Raw genomic sequence first — 13,911 nt, 5'->3', positions numbered from 1 at the left:
GCATGCCACAACGCCAACGTCTTTCCGTGGTGATGATCGCCAAAAACGAAGCTGAATTGCTGCCGGAGGCGCTGGCCTCAGTGAGCTGGGCAGATGAGATTGTGCTGCTGGACTCCGGCAGCCAGGATAACACCCTGGCAGTGGCCCGCGCGCACGGCGCGCAGGTGCATCAGGCTGAAGGCTGGGCGGGCTTCGGCAAGCAGCGCCAGCGTGCACAAGCCCATGCAAGCGGCGATATGATTCTGATGCTGGATGCTGATGAGCGTGTCACGCCCGAGTTACGCCGCGCGATTGAAAACGTACTGGAGCAACCACCCTCTGATACTGTTTATTGCCTGGGACGCAGCAATTTGTTCCTTGGCCGCTTTATGCGCCATAGTGGCTGGTATCCGGATCGCGTGATGCGCCTCTACCCTCGCGTACTCAATTACAATGACAATCTGGTGCACGAATCGCTGGAAACTCAGGGCGCACCGGTGGTGACGTTACCAGGCGATCTCCTTCATCTCACCTGCCGCGATTTGATTGCTTTCCAACGTAAACAGATGAATTATGCCGAAGCCTGGGCGCAAGAACGTTTTCAGCGAGGTAAGCGTTGTGGCATCTTCTCGATTTTCAGCCACACGTTAGGCGCATTCCTTAAGACGTTGCTGCTGCGCGCCGGATTCCTCGACGGCAAGCAGGGCTGGATTCTGGCCGTCGTCAACGCGCAATACACCTTTAACAAATACTCAGCGCTCTGGGCGCTGCATCACACCTCAACACAAGGTCGCGTATGAGCACCAAAGCGATTTATCCCGGCACGTTCGATCCCATCACGTTGGGCCATGTGGATATTGTGACGCGCGCGGCGCAGATGTTTGATCGCATCGTGGTTGCTATTGCCGCCAGCCCCAGCAAAAAGCCGCTGTTTACACTCGATGAGCGCGTGGATTTGGCACGGCAGGCAACTCAGCACTTAGCCAATGTTGAGGTGCTGGGTTTTAGCGATTTGATGGCGAACTTCGCCAAAGCGCAAAATGCCAATGTGCTGGTGCGAGGACTGCGTGCGGTGTCAGATTTCGAATATGAACTGCAGCTGGCACAGATGAACCGTCATTTGCTACCTACACTGGAGAGCGTGTTTCTGATGCCGTCCGAAGGATTCTCATTCGTGTCATCATCGCTGGTGAAGGAAGTGGCGCGTCATAAAGGTGATGTGCAGGCATTTCTGCCTGCCGTGGTGCATCAGGCATTGCTGACAAAACTGGCGCAGCCCTGATTAATGCTGGCAGCGAGGGCACCAGAAGGTGCTGCGCTGGCCATGTTTGCCGCTGACGATTGGCGTACCGCAGGCTCGGCAGGGTTCGCCCGCCCGACCGTACACCTGCAATTCCTGGGCAAAGTAGCCAGGCTTGCCATCGGTTTGCAGGAAATCACGCAGCGTGGTGCCACCCTGCTCAATCGAACGCAGCAAGACGGCCTTGATTGTCGCCACCATCAACTCCGCTTCATCACGACTCAAACTCATCGCCGATCGATCGGGTAAGATCCCGGCGGTAAACAGTGATTCGCTGGCGTAAATGTTGCCAACGCCTACCACCACTTTGTTATCCATCAGCCACTGTTTAATGACCGTGCGCTTTCCACGTGACTTCTCAAACAGATAAGCACCATCGAATTCGCTGCTGAGCGGTTCAGGACCGAGATGTGCCAGTACGCTGCTGCCTTCAAGCTCAGAGGCCCACAGCCATGCACCAAAGCGACGTGGGTCGGTGTAACGCAGTACCTTGCCGTTGCTCATCACCAAATCGACGTGGTCGTGCTTAGCCGCGGGTTGCTCACCCGGTAACATGCGTAAACTGCCAGACATGCCGAGGTGAATGATGATCCAGCCGTGGGGTAATTCCAGCAGCAGGTATTTTGCGCGCCGTTGCACGCTCAACACTGGTTGGTCGCTCAGCGCATGAATTTCGTGCGAGACCGGCCAGCGCAGGCGTGAATTACGCACAATCGCATGCAAAATCGTTGCGCCCACCATATGTGGCTCGATACCACGTCGGCTGGTTTCTACCTCTGGTAATTCAGGCATGTCATCTCCTGAACAAATCGCAGAAACAAAAAACCCGGCCGAAGCCGGGTTTTTCGCAAGAACACCAAAATTACTTAATTTTGGCTTCTTTGTAGATCACGTGCTGACGTACAACCGGATCGAACTTTTTCAGTTCCAGTTTCTCTGGTTTAGTACGTTTGTTCTTCGTGGTGGTATAGAAGTGACCTGTACCAGCAGAGGAAACCAGCTTGATCTTCTCACGAATACCTTTAGCCATGATTCAATTCCTTAGTACTTAGTACTTCTCACCACGGGCGCGGATTTCGGTCAGAACCGTATCAATGCCCTTTTTATCAATAACACGCATACCTTTAGCAGATACACGCAGAGTAACGAAGCGCTTTTCGCTCTCAACCCAGAAACGGTGAGAGTGCAGGTTCGGCAGGAAACGGCGTTTCGTCGCGTTCATTGCGTGGGAACGGTTGTTACCCGTTACCGGACGCTTTCCAGTTACCTGGCAGACTCGTGACATTTCTATTCTCCAAAAATCAAATCAGCTCGAGCTTTAAAAACTAGGTTTTGGCCGCCTCGTCAGGCCTTAGCCCGCCCAAGCGAGTTCCATGTGAACCCGCTAAGCTGGCCCAAACGCCAAACCCGAGATTCTCAAAGGTGGCGTAGTATACGCCGCTCAGCCCAAGTGCTCAAGTCCCGAACAAATAAAGATCCCGATGGATCGCGCGAAAATGCATCATTTCTGCGCAATCGGATGGTTATTTTACAGCCAACCGCGCTCAGCGAAGGAGGTATACTCGCCGTGACCGATCACCAAATGATCAAGTAAGCGAATATTCAGCAGCGCGCAAGCCTGCCCGACTTTACCGGTAATATCACGATCGGCGCGACTGGGCTCGGCTATGCCGGAAGGATGATTATGCGCCAAAATCACGGCGGCCGCGTTGAGTTTTAACGCTTCGCGCACAATTTCACGTGGATGCACTTCGACACTAGCAATACTGCCGGTAAACATCTTTTGCGCCTGCAAAACCCGATGCTGATTATCCAGGAATAGCGCCATAAAAACCTCTCGCTCCTGATGCGCCAGCACGCTTTGCAAGTAATGCCTTGTCACCTGTGGATTCTCCATCACATTTTCTCGCGCCAGCTGACTGGCGAAAAAACGTCGCCCCAGTTCAGCCACTGCATGCAGTTGGGTAATTTTGGCCGTGCCTACGCCTTTAATCACGCTCAGTTCTGTTTCATTTGCGGTCATGATGCGATATAGCGAGCCAAACTCGTTAAGCATTTGTCGCGCCAGCGCCATCACCGGAATACCGTGGCTGCCGGTGCGCAAAAAAATCGCTAACAGTTCTGCATCGCTCAATGATTCTGCGCCTGTGATGGCCAGTTTTTCTCGTGGGGCCAGTTCCGTCATGACATTCTCCTTCCTGGGGCAAGGCAATTGTGCGTATTTGCCAGGAGGCATACCAGCAAGCCGGTCGCGATTTCAGAGCCATCTCGCAAAGGGCGCAGGCCGTGAAAAGGCGGTCGCTGGATTTTGTGATAAAGTTGCCTGCATCTGCCGCATCACAGCGGCAATCCGTTTTGAGTTGAGGCAAAGAACATGACGGGATTAGCCGGAAAAAAAATTCTGCTCGGCGTCAGCGGCGGTATTGCTGCTTATAAAACACCCGAGTTGGTTCGTCGTCTGCGCGATCGTGGCGCAGAGGTGCGTGTCATGATGACTGATGCAGCGAAAGCCTTTATCACTCCGCTCAGCTTACAAGCCGTTTCCGGATATCCGGTGCTGGATGATTTACTCGACCCTGCCGCTGAAGCCGCTATGGGCCATATCGAGCTGGCGAAATGGGCTGATCTGATTGTACTGGCCCCCGCGACCGCCGATTTGATTGCACGCATCACGGCAGGGATGGCTAACGATTTGGTGACCACCGCCTGCCTCGCCAGCGCAGCACCTCTGGCGATCGTGCCGGCCATGAACCAACAGATGTACCGCGCGCCGATTACCCAGGAAAATCTTCAGCGTCTAAATCAGCGAGGCGTTCTGATTTGGGGGCCAGACAGCGGTAGCCAGGCCTGCGGCGATGTGGGCCCCGGCCGCATGCTTGATCCGCTGGCAATTGTCGCTCATGCGCTGGAGTGGGCCGCGCCCGTCAACGATCTGCAACATCTCAACATTATGATCACCGCCGGCCCAACCCGTGAGGCGCTGGACCCGGTTCGTTACATTAGCAATCACAGCTCCGGTAAAATGGGATTCGCCATTGCCGCCGCCGCCGCAAAACGTGGCGCAACGGTGACACTGGTGGCGGGCCCGGTCACACTGCCTACGCCCGCTGGCGTCACGCGCGTTGATGTGGGGAGTGCACTGGAAATGGAAGCGGCGGTTATGGCGCAAATCAGCCAACAACATATTTTCATTGCCAGCGCTGCCGTGGCAGACTACCGGGCGGCAAACATTGCCGCAGAGAAAATCAAAAAACAGGGTGGCGATGATAACGTCACGCTGCAGTTGGTGAAGAACCCGGATATTGTCGCAGGCGTAGCGGCATTACAGAAACATCGCCCTTATGTGGTGGGATTTGCTGCCGAAACCCAGAATGTGGAAGAATACGCGCGGCAAAAACGGGTGCGAAAAAATCTGGACCTGATCTGCGCGAACGATGTGGCGCAGGCAGGACAGGGATTCAATAGCGACACCAATGCTCTTCACCTTTTTTGGCAGGAAGGAGAGAAAGTCTTACCGCTCAGTGATAAGACGCTCCTTGGCCAACAATTAATAGACGAGATTGTCAGCCGTTATGATGAAAAAAATCGACGTTAAAATTCTGGATGCGCGCGTGGGTAACGAATTCCCGCTGCCAACTTATGCCACCTCGGGTTCTGCGGGTCTCGATCTGCGTGCTTGCCTTGATGGTGCACTGGAGATCTCCCCAGGCATGACCACGCTGGTGCCAACTGGTCTGGCGATTCACATTGCTGACCCTGCGCTGGCCGCTGTGATTTTGCCCCGCTCAGGTCTGGGCCATAAGCATGGAATCGTGCTGGGCAACCTGGTGGGCTTAATCGACTCCGATTATCAGGGCCAACTGATGGTCTCCGTCTGGAACCGTGGTCAGGATAGCTTTACGCTGCAGCCTGGCGACCGTTTGGCACAACTGGTCTTTGTTCCGGTGGTACAAGCCGAATTCAACCTGGTGGAAGATTTTGACACCAGCGATCGCGGCGCCGGCGGTTTTGGCCACTCTGGTCGTCAGTAACACGCGACACTTTTCGCAAGCCATCTTTTTATCTCTCGTCGCTACGGGCCAAACTGCTTGTGGCTGACGAGGCAGTATTGCCTGTTTTTGGTGAATTTCAGGGGTCTTGAAGGTCATGGCAGAAAAAAAAGCCGCGAAACGGAATCGTCGCGAAGAGATTTTGCAGGCGCTAGCGCAAATGCTGGAGTCGGGCGATGGCAGTCAGCGAATCACCACCGCCAAGCTGGCAGCCAATGTAGGCGTTTCGGAAGCGGCACTCTACCGCCACTTCCCGAGCAAAACGCGTATGTTCGACAGCCTGATCGAGTTTATTGAAGACAGTCTGATTACCCGCATCAATCTAATCCTGAAAGATGAGAAAGAAACACTCGCACGACTGCGTTTAATCGTGCAGCTGATTCTGGGATTTGGTGAGCGTAATCCGGGGCTGACGCGCATTTTGACCGGCCATGCGCTGATGTTTGAACAGGATCGTCTGCAAGGGCGCATCAACCAGTTGTTCGAACGCATCGAGGTGCAACTGCGTCAGGTGATGCGCGAGAAGAAAATGCGTGATGGTGAAGGTTTCCAGACCGATGAAACACTGCTGGCGAGCCAATTACTGGCGTTCTGTGAAGGATTGCTTTCCCGCTATGTGCGATCTGAATTCCGCTATCGCCCAACCACTGATTTTGACAGCCGCTGGCCACTGATTGCGGCACAGTTAGTGTAGCGATTCATCAGGCGCGCCCATGATTGGGCGCGCGATAAAATACCTTGGTTCATCATCCGGTCGCCAGCGATGGCGGCCGTGATAAAGCCGCGGTGTTAAATACCGTACTCTTTACGATACGCCCGCACTTTCGCCAGATGGTCTGCCATTTCCGGCTTCTCTTCCAGATAATCAATCAGTTCCGCGAGCGTAATGATCGCCGTGACCTTGCACTGATAGTCACGTTCCACTTCCTGAATGGCGGAGATATCACCACGGCCGCGCTCCTGGCGATCCAGCGAAATCATGACGCCCGCCAATGTGGCATTGTGCGCGCTGATGATGTCCATCGATTCACGAATAGCGGTACCCGCGGTGATCACATCATCCACCAGCATCACTTTACCCTGCAGCGGGCTACCGACCAGCAAGCCGCCTTCACCGTGGTCTTTGGCTTCTTTACGATTGAAGCAGTAAGGCACATCGCGATCATGATGATCGGCCAGTGCGACGGCCGTAGTGGTGGCAATCGGAATCCCTTTGTAGGCCGGGCCAAACAGCAGATCAAAATCAACGCCGCCATCCACCAGCGCCTGCGCATAGAAACGTCCCAGCAGCGCTAAGTCACGGCCGGTATTGAATAAACCGGCATTAAAGAAGTATGGGCTTTTACGACCCGATTTCAGGGTGAACTCACCAAACTTCAGCACCCCTTTGTTTAGGGCGAATTCAATAAACTGACGCTGCCAGGCTTTCATTTCTCACTCCTCAAATAAAGAAAAGGCGACTCTCTGGTCGCCTGTTATATCAATTTGTTAGCGCTGCTTTTTGCGCCTGAATCAACTGCTCAATGCCGCCTCGCGCCAGCGCCAGCAGCTGCAGTAATTCCTCATGGCTGAACGGCTCGCCTTCGGCGGTGCCCTGCACTTCAATCATGCGGCCATCTTCAGTCATGACGACGTTCATATCGGTTTCAGCCGCAGAATCTTCCACGTACTCCAGATCGCACAGCGCTTCACCGCCAACGATACCGACCGAAATCGCCGCCACCATGCCTTTCAACGGGCTGGCTTTTAACTTGCCCGCCGCAACCAGCGCATTCAACGCATCGGCTAACGCGACGCATGCACCGGTAATCGATGCAGTACGCGTGCCACCGTCGGCCTGAATCACGTCGCAGTCCAGTGTGATGGTGAACTCGCCCAACGCATCCAAATCCACTGCGGCACGCAGCGAGCGAGCAATCAGACGTTGAATCTCCAGCGTACGGCCACCTTGCTTACCTTTGGCCGCTTCGCGCGCCATACGGCTGTGGGTGGAACGCGGCAACATGCCGTATTCCGCAGTGACCCAGCCCTGACCTTTGCCTTTGAGGAAACGTGGCACACCCTCTTCAACGGTGGCGGTGCACAGCACTTTGGTTTCACCGAACTCAACCAGCACGGATCCTTCTGCATGTTTGGTGTAGTGACGAGTGAGGGTGACGGGACGCACTTCAGATGCGTTACGGCCTGCTGGACGCATGGTTTCTCTCCGGCTTACTTAGGTTTGGCTGCGCATTATACGGACTTCGTGCGCGGCTGTCCTGCCTACATGCGGCACTTTTCCCGGATGAAATTTCGCCTCAGCTGTGGCTAAATGCGCCCTTTCCTCTCATAAAAAGACAAATGATGACAGCAATACTCCATTTCCTGCTGGCGCTGGTGGTGATCTTCGCCCTTGCGCTATTGGTCAGTCATGACCGCAAACTGATTCGCCCACGTTTTATTATTCAATTGCTGGTGGTTGAAGCGGCACTGGGTTGGTTCTTCCTGCATTCTGCGGGCGGCCAGTCTGTGGTGACCGCTGTCGGCGGCTTCTTCGAAACCTTATTGACCTTTGCTGCGCAAGGTACCGATTTTGTGTTCGGCAATATGGCGAAACAGGGACTGGCGTTTATTTTCCTCGGCGTGCTCTGTCCGATTGTGTTCATTTCCGCCCTGATCGGCATCTTGCAGCACTGGCGTATTCTGCCGTTGTTGATTCGTCTGGTCGGTACCCTGCTGTCGAAGGTGAACGGGATGGGCAAACTTGAATCATTCAATGCCGTGAGTACGCTGATTCTGGGTCAATCGGAGAACTTCATCGCCTATAAAGGTATCCTCGGCGATATCTCCGCACCGCGCATGTACACCATGGCCGCAACTGCGATGTCGACGGTGTCGCTATCGATTGTCGGTGCTTACATGTCGATGATTGATGCGAAATATGTGGTTGCCGCGCTGCTGCTGAATATGTTCAGTACCTTCATTATCCTGTCGATCATCAACCCGACACGCCCGGAAAATGAAGAACGCATTGCACTGGATAAGCTGCACGAAGACCAGAGCTTCTTTGAGATGCTGGGCGAATACATCCTGGCAGGTTTTAAAGTGGCGATGATTATTCTGGCGATGCTGATTGGATTTATCGCCCTGATCGCCGCCATTAACGCTCTGTTTGCCGCGGTATTTGGCTACAGCTTCCAGCAACTGCTTGGCTACGTCTTCTATCCGTTTGCGTGGTTGATTGGCATTCCTTCTGCCGATGCCCTGCAAGCGGCAAGCATCATGGCGACCAAACTGGTAGCCAATGAATTCGTGGCCATGATTGAGCTGAAGAAAGTCGCTGCGGGAATGTCACCGCTCGGTCTCGGCATTCTGTCCGTGTTTTTAGTGTCGTTTGCTAACTTTGCCTCAATTGGCATCGTGGCGGGAGCGATTAAAGGACTGAATGAGCGCCAGGGCAATGTGGTATCGCGCTTTGGCTGGAAGCTGGTATATGGTTCCACGCTAGTGAGCCTGCTGTCAGCCGCGTTTGCAGGATTGTTCATTTAATCACAGCGGAGCGGCCAGCTAGCCGCTCTTGACAGGGCCGCGCCCATCAAAGCGGCCCTGTTCTGCTTTAGAACGCGACACACACCAGCGAATCGACACGCATCACCGACTCCTGATCGAAGCGCTTTTTATAAATGTCGCGCAGCGCATTGATGCTGTCAGAACTTGCACGATCCGGCTGATGTATCAGCATTAACGCTTTGCTGTTTTCACGCGCCAGCTTTTCACCCTCTCCCAGCCACTGACCTTTACCGTCATACACTGAAAGCCCATCTTTGAATCGTGGCGTGACATCATTATCAACAAATTGCTGCCATTCGCTGCTGCTGATGACGCCGCCTTTCGGCTTGTTCATCCCGAACCACAGGGTGGTTTGCATCATGATGTCCCCTGAGCCGCACACAGCAACAGGAGCGGTATTCGGTGGGATCTGTTCAGGAGGTGCAGCGGTTGTCTGGCATCCGGCCAGAAAGAAGACGAACGCCAACGGCATCGCCAATTTATTCAGCATCATAGCCTCAGACTGTTTAGGTATCACACAGGACATCATAGGGTGTGAAAGGTGGATACGTCATCCTTTTCACCGAAAGTTGCGCGCTGCGTGAGCTCATTGCGCTTATGCCTATCATGGTTTGGCTGCCATCACTATAATGCGATGAACATTCCTGAAAATGAGTACAAGCTTATGATCCGCAGCATGACCGCTTACGCCCGCCGCGAAGCAAAAGGCCACTGGGGCAGCGCAGCCTGGGAAATCCGTTCGGTAAACCAACGCTATCTGGAAACCTACATCCGTCTGCCGGAACAATTTCGTAGCCTGGAGCCGGTGATTCGCGAGCGTATCCGTAATCGCCTGACGCGCGGTAAAATCGAGTGCAACCTGCGCTTTGATGCCGACCCCAGTGCGCAAGGTGAGCTGCAACTGAATGAAGCCTTAGCGAAACAACTGGTGCGATCCGCCAACTGGGTGAAGATGCAAACCGACGAAGGCGCGATCAATCCGCTGGATATTCTGCGCTGGCCTGGCGTGATGTCAGCTCAGGAACAGGATCTGGATGCTATCAATACCGAACTGCTGACCGCACTCGACGGCGCACTGGATGACTTCATCATTGCTCGTGAAAGCGAAGGCACTGCGCTCAAGACCTTGATTGAGCAGCGTTTAGAAGGCGTGTCGCTGGAAGTCAGCAAAGTACGTGCGCAGATGCCGGAAGTGGTGAAGTGGCAGCGTGAACGTCTGGTCAGCAAACTGGAAGAAGCGGAAGTACAGCTGGAAAATACGCGCCTTGAGCAAGAACTCGTCATGATGGCGCAGCGCATTGATGTGGCGGAAGAGCTGGATCGTCTGGATGCGCACGTCAAAGAAACCTACAACATTCTGAAGAAAAAAGAAGCGGTTGGTCGCCGTCTCGACTTTATGATGCAAGAGTTCAATCGTGAGTCGAACACACTGGCCTCTAAGTCGATCAATGCCGATATCACGGCGTCAGCTATTGAGCTGAAGGTATTGATTGAGCAGATGCGCGAGCAGATTCAGAACATAGAGTAACATCTCATTCGGCTGGTTTTAAAAAAAAGCCCGGTGATCCGGGCTTTTTTGCCCGCTCAGCATGCCCAGTACGTTTCGTTTATCCTTTAGACCAATTTGCAGACTTTGCAATGTAAAGATTGTGAAAGCTTTGATGATGATGCATGTCAATGGCTGACCAAACATGACTGTGAATCAACCTTATGGACTATCACAGTAAGAAATTATGTTGTTGTTTATCATCAATTATTTATTTTCATTCCATGAATCTTCCGTTGAAAATACGCTTCCTCAATGAAACCTCTCAATCCTAAAGATTGCAGAGATTACGTTTCTTTGAGGGCACTATTTGCTAATCTACTGGTCGTAATTAACACAGCCGTACCGCCAGGAATTCATGGACACCCTTCTTTGTGCGATACACCCACTCTTTCCCTGAAGGCGTTATGAAGAAAAACGGGCAGTTCAATTCTAAACTTTTGCATCCCCGCTACTGGTTTACCTGGTTTGGGCTGGGTGTGCTGTGGCTGCTGGTGCAGCTTCCCTATCCTATTTTAATTCGGCTTGGCGCCTCTGCCGGCAAGCTGTCGCGTCACTTTCTGAAGCGTCGTGAGCGCATTACCCGCCGCAATATTGAACTCTGCTTCCCGCATATCAATGAGGAAGATAAAGAGGTATTGATCGCCGGTAACTTTGAATCCCTTGGTATGGCGCTGGCAGAAACCGGTATTGCCTGGTTCTGGTCGGATGCGCGCGTCCGCCGTTATTTCCAGGTTGAAGGCCTGCACAACCTGCAAAATGCGCAGCAAAATCATCGCGGCGTGATGGCGATTGGTGTGCATTTCATGTCGCTTGAGCTGGGTGGCCGCATTACCGGACTGTGCCAGCCAATGATGGCGATGTATCGCCCTCACAATAATCAGGCAATGGAGTGGGCGCAGACAAAAGGTCGTATGCGATCGAATAAGGCGATGATTGATCGTCGCGATCTGCGCGGTATGGTGCAGGCATTGAAACAGGGCGAAGCCGTCTGGTTCGCGCCAGATCAGGATTACGGCCCGAAAGGCAGCGTGTTCGCTCCGCTGTTTGCTGTCGAAAAAGCGGCTACCACCAATGGCACCTTCGTATTATCGCGTCTGGCTAAACCGGCCATGCTAACGATAGTGCTGATCCGCAACAGCGATAAGAGCGGTTATCAGCTCATCATTCAACCGGAGTTGCAAAACTATCCGTATGAAGATGAAGCGGCTGCCGCGGCTTACATGAATAAAGTGATCGAGAAAGAGATCCTGCGCGCACCTGAGCAGTACTTATGGCTGCACCGCCGCTTTAAAACTCGCCCACCGGGTGAAGCGTCACTTTACGTCTAATCTGTTGATGCAGCAGGCCTTCGCCTGCTGCCCCTTCTGCACTGCTCACATTTACCAACCATTCTTAACGAAAAACAGGTTTGTCAAAAATTGCACAGACTCATGTAATGGTCTGCTCTCTTCTATTCTGACCAAAAACATGAACCTGCTACTTACCACCAAACCACGCGCGCTGCTGGCGCTTGCCGTGGCCAGCGCTCTGCTGACCGGTTGTGCCAATCCGCACGGCTTACATCCTCATAACTCTCTGCTTGATGCCAACTCACTGCAAGCCAAAGCATCCCTTAGCGGCGCGCATTTCAGTGCAGCAAACTGGCCAAAAACCGAATGGTGGCAGGGATTTAACGATCCGCAACTGAATCGGCTCATTGCCGATGCTATGACTTCAAGCCCGGATTTGCAGGTGGTGAACGCGCAGGCAGACAAAGCCAATGCGCAGGTCATTGCCGCCGAGGCTGAGCGCTATCCCGATGTGGATCTCAATGCCGGGATCACGCGTTCCCGTGTGGCAAAAGTCGACGACCCGCTTCTGCAAGGTAAAAGCTACAGCACGCTGCGCACGGCCAATATCGGCATGAGCTACACCTTTGACCTGTGGGGCGGTAAGAAAGATGCAGCAGAAGCCGCGCTAGGTCAGGCGCGCGCCAGTGAGTTGGATCGCCAGGCCAGCCAGTTGACGCTCGCCGTCAACGTGACGCGCGCCTGGAATAACCTCAACCTGGCCTGGTCGAACGCTGAACTGGCAAAACAGAATGCCGACCGTTCCAGTGGCATCGCCAAAATTCAGCAGCAGTATGTCAGCGCCGGTTTGACGTCCGACTATCAATACAAGCAGGCGTTATCGCAGCAAAAAACCGCTGAAGCCACCCTAACCGAAGCCAAACAGAATGTCACCGATGCTGGCATTCAACTTTCCACGCTAATTGGTAAAGGGCCGGATTACTGGCACCAACTGAAACCAGCGAAAATGAGTGTCCCCATTGCCGCCACGCTGCCGGGTAATATTCCAGCGGAGCTACTGGGTCGTCGCCCGGATGTGGTGGCAGCACGCTGGCGCGTAGAAGCAGCATCAAAACAAATTGCCGCAACGAAAACCGAGTTCTATCCTAACATCAACCTGGTGGCGGAAGCCGGTACGCGTTCACTGCTCGGCGATGCATTTTTCGGTGCACCCAGCCGATTCTTTAACGTGGGTCCAAGCCTGTCTCTGCCGATCTTCGATGCCGGCAAGCGCCGCGCCGATTTAGCGGAAAGTGACGCTAACTATGATCTGGCTGTCGCGCAGTACAACAAGCTGCTGATTGGTTCCCTGGGGAATATCAGCGATACCATTACGCAGCTGCAATCAATTCAGGATCAGCTGGCGCAGCAGCAGAGCGCGAATCAACTCATTCATAGCGCATGGGATGATTTAAACCGTGAATACACCGCAGGATTGCGTCCGTACCTTGATGTGCTAACCATCCAGAACCAACTCATCGAGTCCGATCAGAAACTGGTGGCGTTACAAGCGCAGCAGATCAATCTGGCGGTGGTACTGATTGAAGACCTGGGGGGCGGATTCCAGAACACTGGCCCTTCAGTGAAGGGATAAGCTGACGGCTGGCATTCTGCCGCACATTGATGAATGATAGTCCGCACCTGGAATACTCTGCGGACTATCATGATGGAACAGAATGCCAATGCCGGCTGGTTACGCCCGCTTATCGCTGACCGACTGACGCCTTACCTCGAAATTGATGCGACGCGCCTGCAACGCAATCTGCAACACATGCAGCAAAAAGCCGATGCCGCTGGCGTTACGCTGCGTCCACATATCAAAACGCATAAAAGTGTCTGGATTGCCGAACAGCAACGCCAGTTAGGCGCGCATGGTATTACCGTGTCAAAACCCAGTGAGGGTATTGCCTTTATCCTCGGTGGGGAGCGCGATTTGTTGCTGGCTTATCCGGTTGTTCACGCCGATACGCTTACTGAACTACTGGCTGTTGCCGTGCAACATCAGGCGCGCGTCACCTGTATTGCCGACTGTGCTCTCGGCGTCACAGCCATCGCTCAAGCGCATCGCCAGCAGCCTGCCAGTGAGTTGTCCATTGCCATCAAAGTCGATGTGGGATTGCATCGCGTGGGAGTGGATCCACACAGCGGTGAAGCCGT

General features: G+C 53.7%; 17 protein-coding genes. 10 read left to right on the top strand and 7 right to left on the bottom strand.

The window, feature by feature from the left end; genetic code table 11:
* The first annotated feature begins 2 nt into the window (after positions 1-2).
* A complete protein-coding gene (locus H7A81_RS03330; RefSeq protein ID WP_182056715.1) occupies positions 3-779 on the top strand; it encodes a glycosyltransferase family 2 protein in 777 nt (258 codons plus the stop codon).
* Positions 776-1,261 carry a pantetheine-phosphate adenylyltransferase gene (gene coaD, locus H7A81_RS03325; RefSeq protein WP_097119655.1) on the top strand — a complete coding sequence of 162 codons (486 nt, stop codon included), beginning with the start codon at positions 776-778 and terminating at the stop codon, positions 1,259-1,261. The genes H7A81_RS03330 and coaD overlap by 4 nt, the downstream gene beginning before the upstream one ends.
* On the opposite strand, the gene mutM is transcribed toward coaD, so the two are convergent.
* From mutM to radC, 4 genes are all read right to left on the bottom strand, one after another.
* The gene (mutM, locus tag H7A81_RS03320; RefSeq protein ID WP_034823825.1) at positions 1,262-2,071 is read right to left on the bottom strand and encodes a bifunctional DNA-formamidopyrimidine glycosylase/DNA-(apurinic or apyrimidinic site) lyase; all 810 of its coding nucleotides are present in this window, start codon (positions 2,069-2,071) and stop codon (positions 1,262-1,264) included.
* Between the two features lie 70 nt (positions 2,072-2,141).
* Positions 2,142-2,309: a 50S ribosomal protein L33 gene (gene rpmG, locus H7A81_RS03315; RefSeq protein ID WP_001051798.1), complete on the bottom strand. Its 168-nt coding sequence runs from the start codon at positions 2,307-2,309 to the stop codon at positions 2,142-2,144.
* Between the two features lie 18 nt (positions 2,310-2,327).
* Positions 2,328-2,564, bottom strand: coding sequence for a 50S ribosomal protein L28 (gene rpmB, locus H7A81_RS03310; RefSeq protein ID WP_007885297.1), 237 nt, complete (start codon positions 2,562-2,564; stop codon positions 2,328-2,330).
* A 243-nt stretch (positions 2,565-2,807) separates the two neighbouring features.
* Positions 2,808-3,464 (bottom strand): DNA repair protein RadC, encoded by a 657-nt coding sequence (gene radC, locus H7A81_RS03305; protein ID WP_160834194.1) that lies wholly within the window; start codon positions 3,462-3,464, stop codon positions 2,808-2,810.
* Positions 3,465-3,653: 189 nt separating this feature from the next.
* On the opposite strand from radC, the gene coaBC reads away from it, so the two are divergent.
* The 3 genes from coaBC to slmA all read left to right on the top strand — a co-directional run bounded on the left by coaBC (position 3,654) and on the right by slmA (position 6,022).
* Entirely contained in the window at positions 3,654-4,874 is a 1,221-nt protein-coding gene (gene coaBC / locus H7A81_RS03300; RefSeq protein WP_045833647.1) for a bifunctional phosphopantothenoylcysteine decarboxylase/phosphopantothenate--cysteine ligase CoaBC, read from the top strand.
* The gene (gene dut, locus H7A81_RS03295) at positions 4,852-5,310 is read left to right on the top strand and encodes a dUTP diphosphatase (RefSeq protein ID WP_034823835.1); all 459 of its coding nucleotides are present in this window, start codon (positions 4,852-4,854) and stop codon (positions 5,308-5,310) included. The genes coaBC and dut overlap by 23 nt, the downstream gene beginning before the upstream one ends.
* A 115-nt stretch (positions 5,311-5,425) precedes the next feature.
* A complete protein-coding gene (slmA, locus tag H7A81_RS03290) occupies positions 5,426-6,022 on the top strand; it encodes a nucleoid occlusion factor SlmA (protein WP_097119650.1) in 597 nt (198 codons plus the stop codon).
* A 95-nt stretch (positions 6,023-6,117) separates the two neighbouring features.
* Here slmA and pyrE read toward each other — a convergent pair whose 3' ends face one another.
* Together pyrE and rph are read right to left on the bottom strand one after the other, a co-directional pair.
* Positions 6,118-6,759 (bottom strand): orotate phosphoribosyltransferase, encoded by a 642-nt coding sequence (pyrE, locus tag H7A81_RS03285; protein ID WP_034823839.1) that lies wholly within the window; start codon positions 6,757-6,759, stop codon positions 6,118-6,120.
* A 49-nt stretch (positions 6,760-6,808) separates the two neighbouring features.
* Positions 6,809-7,525 carry a ribonuclease PH gene (gene rph / locus H7A81_RS03280; protein WP_034823841.1) on the bottom strand — a complete coding sequence of 239 codons (717 nt, stop codon included), beginning with the start codon at positions 7,523-7,525 and terminating at the stop codon, positions 6,809-6,811.
* Between the two features lie 146 nt (positions 7,526-7,671).
* Here rph and H7A81_RS03275 point away from each other — a divergent pair, with 146 nt between their 5' ends.
* On the top strand, positions 7,672-8,856 hold the full coding sequence (locus H7A81_RS03275; RefSeq protein WP_182056714.1) for a NupC/NupG family nucleoside CNT transporter: 1,185 nt from the start codon (positions 7,672-7,674) through the stop codon (positions 8,854-8,856).
* 67 nt (positions 8,857-8,923) lie between these two features.
* Here H7A81_RS03275 and H7A81_RS03270 read toward each other — a convergent pair whose 3' ends face one another.
* Positions 8,924-9,367: a DUF3574 domain-containing protein gene (locus H7A81_RS03270; protein WP_182056713.1), complete on the bottom strand. Its 444-nt coding sequence runs from the start codon at positions 9,365-9,367 to the stop codon at positions 8,924-8,926.
* Positions 9,368-9,541: 174 nt separating this feature from the next.
* Between H7A81_RS03270 and H7A81_RS03265 the strand changes: the two genes are divergently transcribed.
* The 4 genes from H7A81_RS03265 to H7A81_RS03250 all read left to right on the top strand — a co-directional run.
* Positions 9,542-10,405, top strand: a complete 864-nt coding sequence (locus H7A81_RS03265; protein WP_045815725.1) for a YicC/YloC family endoribonuclease — start codon at positions 9,542-9,544, stop codon at positions 10,403-10,405.
* 425 nt (positions 10,406-10,830) lie between these two features.
* Complete coding sequence (gene lpxP, locus H7A81_RS03260; protein WP_034823845.1) at positions 10,831-11,754, top strand: kdo(2)-lipid IV(A) palmitoleoyltransferase; 924 nt, start codon at positions 10,831-10,833, stop codon at positions 11,752-11,754.
* A gap of 139 nt (positions 11,755-11,893) precedes the next feature.
* A complete protein-coding gene (locus H7A81_RS03255) occupies positions 11,894-13,348 on the top strand; it encodes an efflux transporter outer membrane subunit (protein WP_182056712.1) in 1,455 nt (484 codons plus the stop codon).
* Between the two features lie 69 nt (positions 13,349-13,417).
* Positions 13,418-13,911, top strand: a 494-nt coding sequence (locus tag H7A81_RS03250) for an alanine racemase (RefSeq protein WP_182056711.1), incomplete at its 3' end; no start/stop codon positions are given.

Origin of the sequence: Pantoea sp. ME81 (genome assembly GCF_903970985.1) — a bacterium.
GTDB lineage: Bacteria > Pseudomonadota > Gammaproteobacteria > Enterobacterales > Enterobacteriaceae > Pantoea > Pantoea communis.
This window is presented reverse-complemented; position numbering and strand designations above follow the sequence as displayed.

Excerpts from the sequence above, each read along its gene's own strand:
- H7A81_RS03330 (WP_182056715.1), top strand. The coding sequence starts at position 3 with ATGCCACAACGCCAACGTCTTTCCGTGGTGATGATCGCCAAAAACGAA.
- coaD (WP_097119655.1), top strand. The coding sequence starts at position 776 with ATGAGCACCAAAGCGATTTATCCCGGCACGTTCGATCCCATCACGTTG.
- mutM (WP_034823825.1), bottom strand. The coding sequence starts at position 2,071 with ATGCCTGAATTACCAGAGGTAGAAACCAGCCGACGTGGTATCGAGCCA.
- rpmG (WP_001051798.1), bottom strand. The coding sequence starts at position 2,309 with ATGGCTAAAGGTATTCGTGAGAAGATCAAGCTGGTTTCCTCTGCTGGT.
- rpmB (WP_007885297.1), bottom strand. The coding sequence starts at position 2,564 with ATGTCACGAGTCTGCCAGGTAACTGGAAAGCGTCCGGTAACGGGTAAC.
- radC (WP_160834194.1), bottom strand. The coding sequence starts at position 3,464 with ATGACGGAACTGGCCCCACGAGAAAAACTGGCCATCACAGGCGCAGAA.
- coaBC (WP_045833647.1), top strand. The coding sequence starts at position 3,654 with ATGACGGGATTAGCCGGAAAAAAAATTCTGCTCGGCGTCAGCGGCGGT.
- dut (WP_034823835.1), top strand. The coding sequence starts at position 4,852 with ATGATGAAAAAAATCGACGTTAAAATTCTGGATGCGCGCGTGGGTAAC.
- slmA (WP_097119650.1), top strand. The coding sequence starts at position 5,426 with ATGGCAGAAAAAAAAGCCGCGAAACGGAATCGTCGCGAAGAGATTTTG.
- pyrE (WP_034823839.1), bottom strand. The coding sequence starts at position 6,759 with ATGAAAGCCTGGCAGCGTCAGTTTATTGAATTCGCCCTAAACAAAGGG.
- rph (WP_034823841.1), bottom strand. The coding sequence starts at position 7,525 with ATGCGTCCAGCAGGCCGTAACGCATCTGAAGTGCGTCCCGTCACCCTC.
- H7A81_RS03275 (WP_182056714.1), top strand. The coding sequence starts at position 7,672 with ATGACAGCAATACTCCATTTCCTGCTGGCGCTGGTGGTGATCTTCGCC.
- H7A81_RS03270 (WP_182056713.1), bottom strand. The coding sequence starts at position 9,367 with ATGCTGAATAAATTGGCGATGCCGTTGGCGTTCGTCTTCTTTCTGGCC.
- H7A81_RS03265 (WP_045815725.1), top strand. The coding sequence starts at position 9,542 with ATGATCCGCAGCATGACCGCTTACGCCCGCCGCGAAGCAAAAGGCCAC.
- lpxP (WP_034823845.1), top strand. The coding sequence starts at position 10,831 with ATGAAGAAAAACGGGCAGTTCAATTCTAAACTTTTGCATCCCCGCTAC.
- H7A81_RS03255 (WP_182056712.1), top strand. The coding sequence starts at position 11,894 with ATGAACCTGCTACTTACCACCAAACCACGCGCGCTGCTGGCGCTTGCC.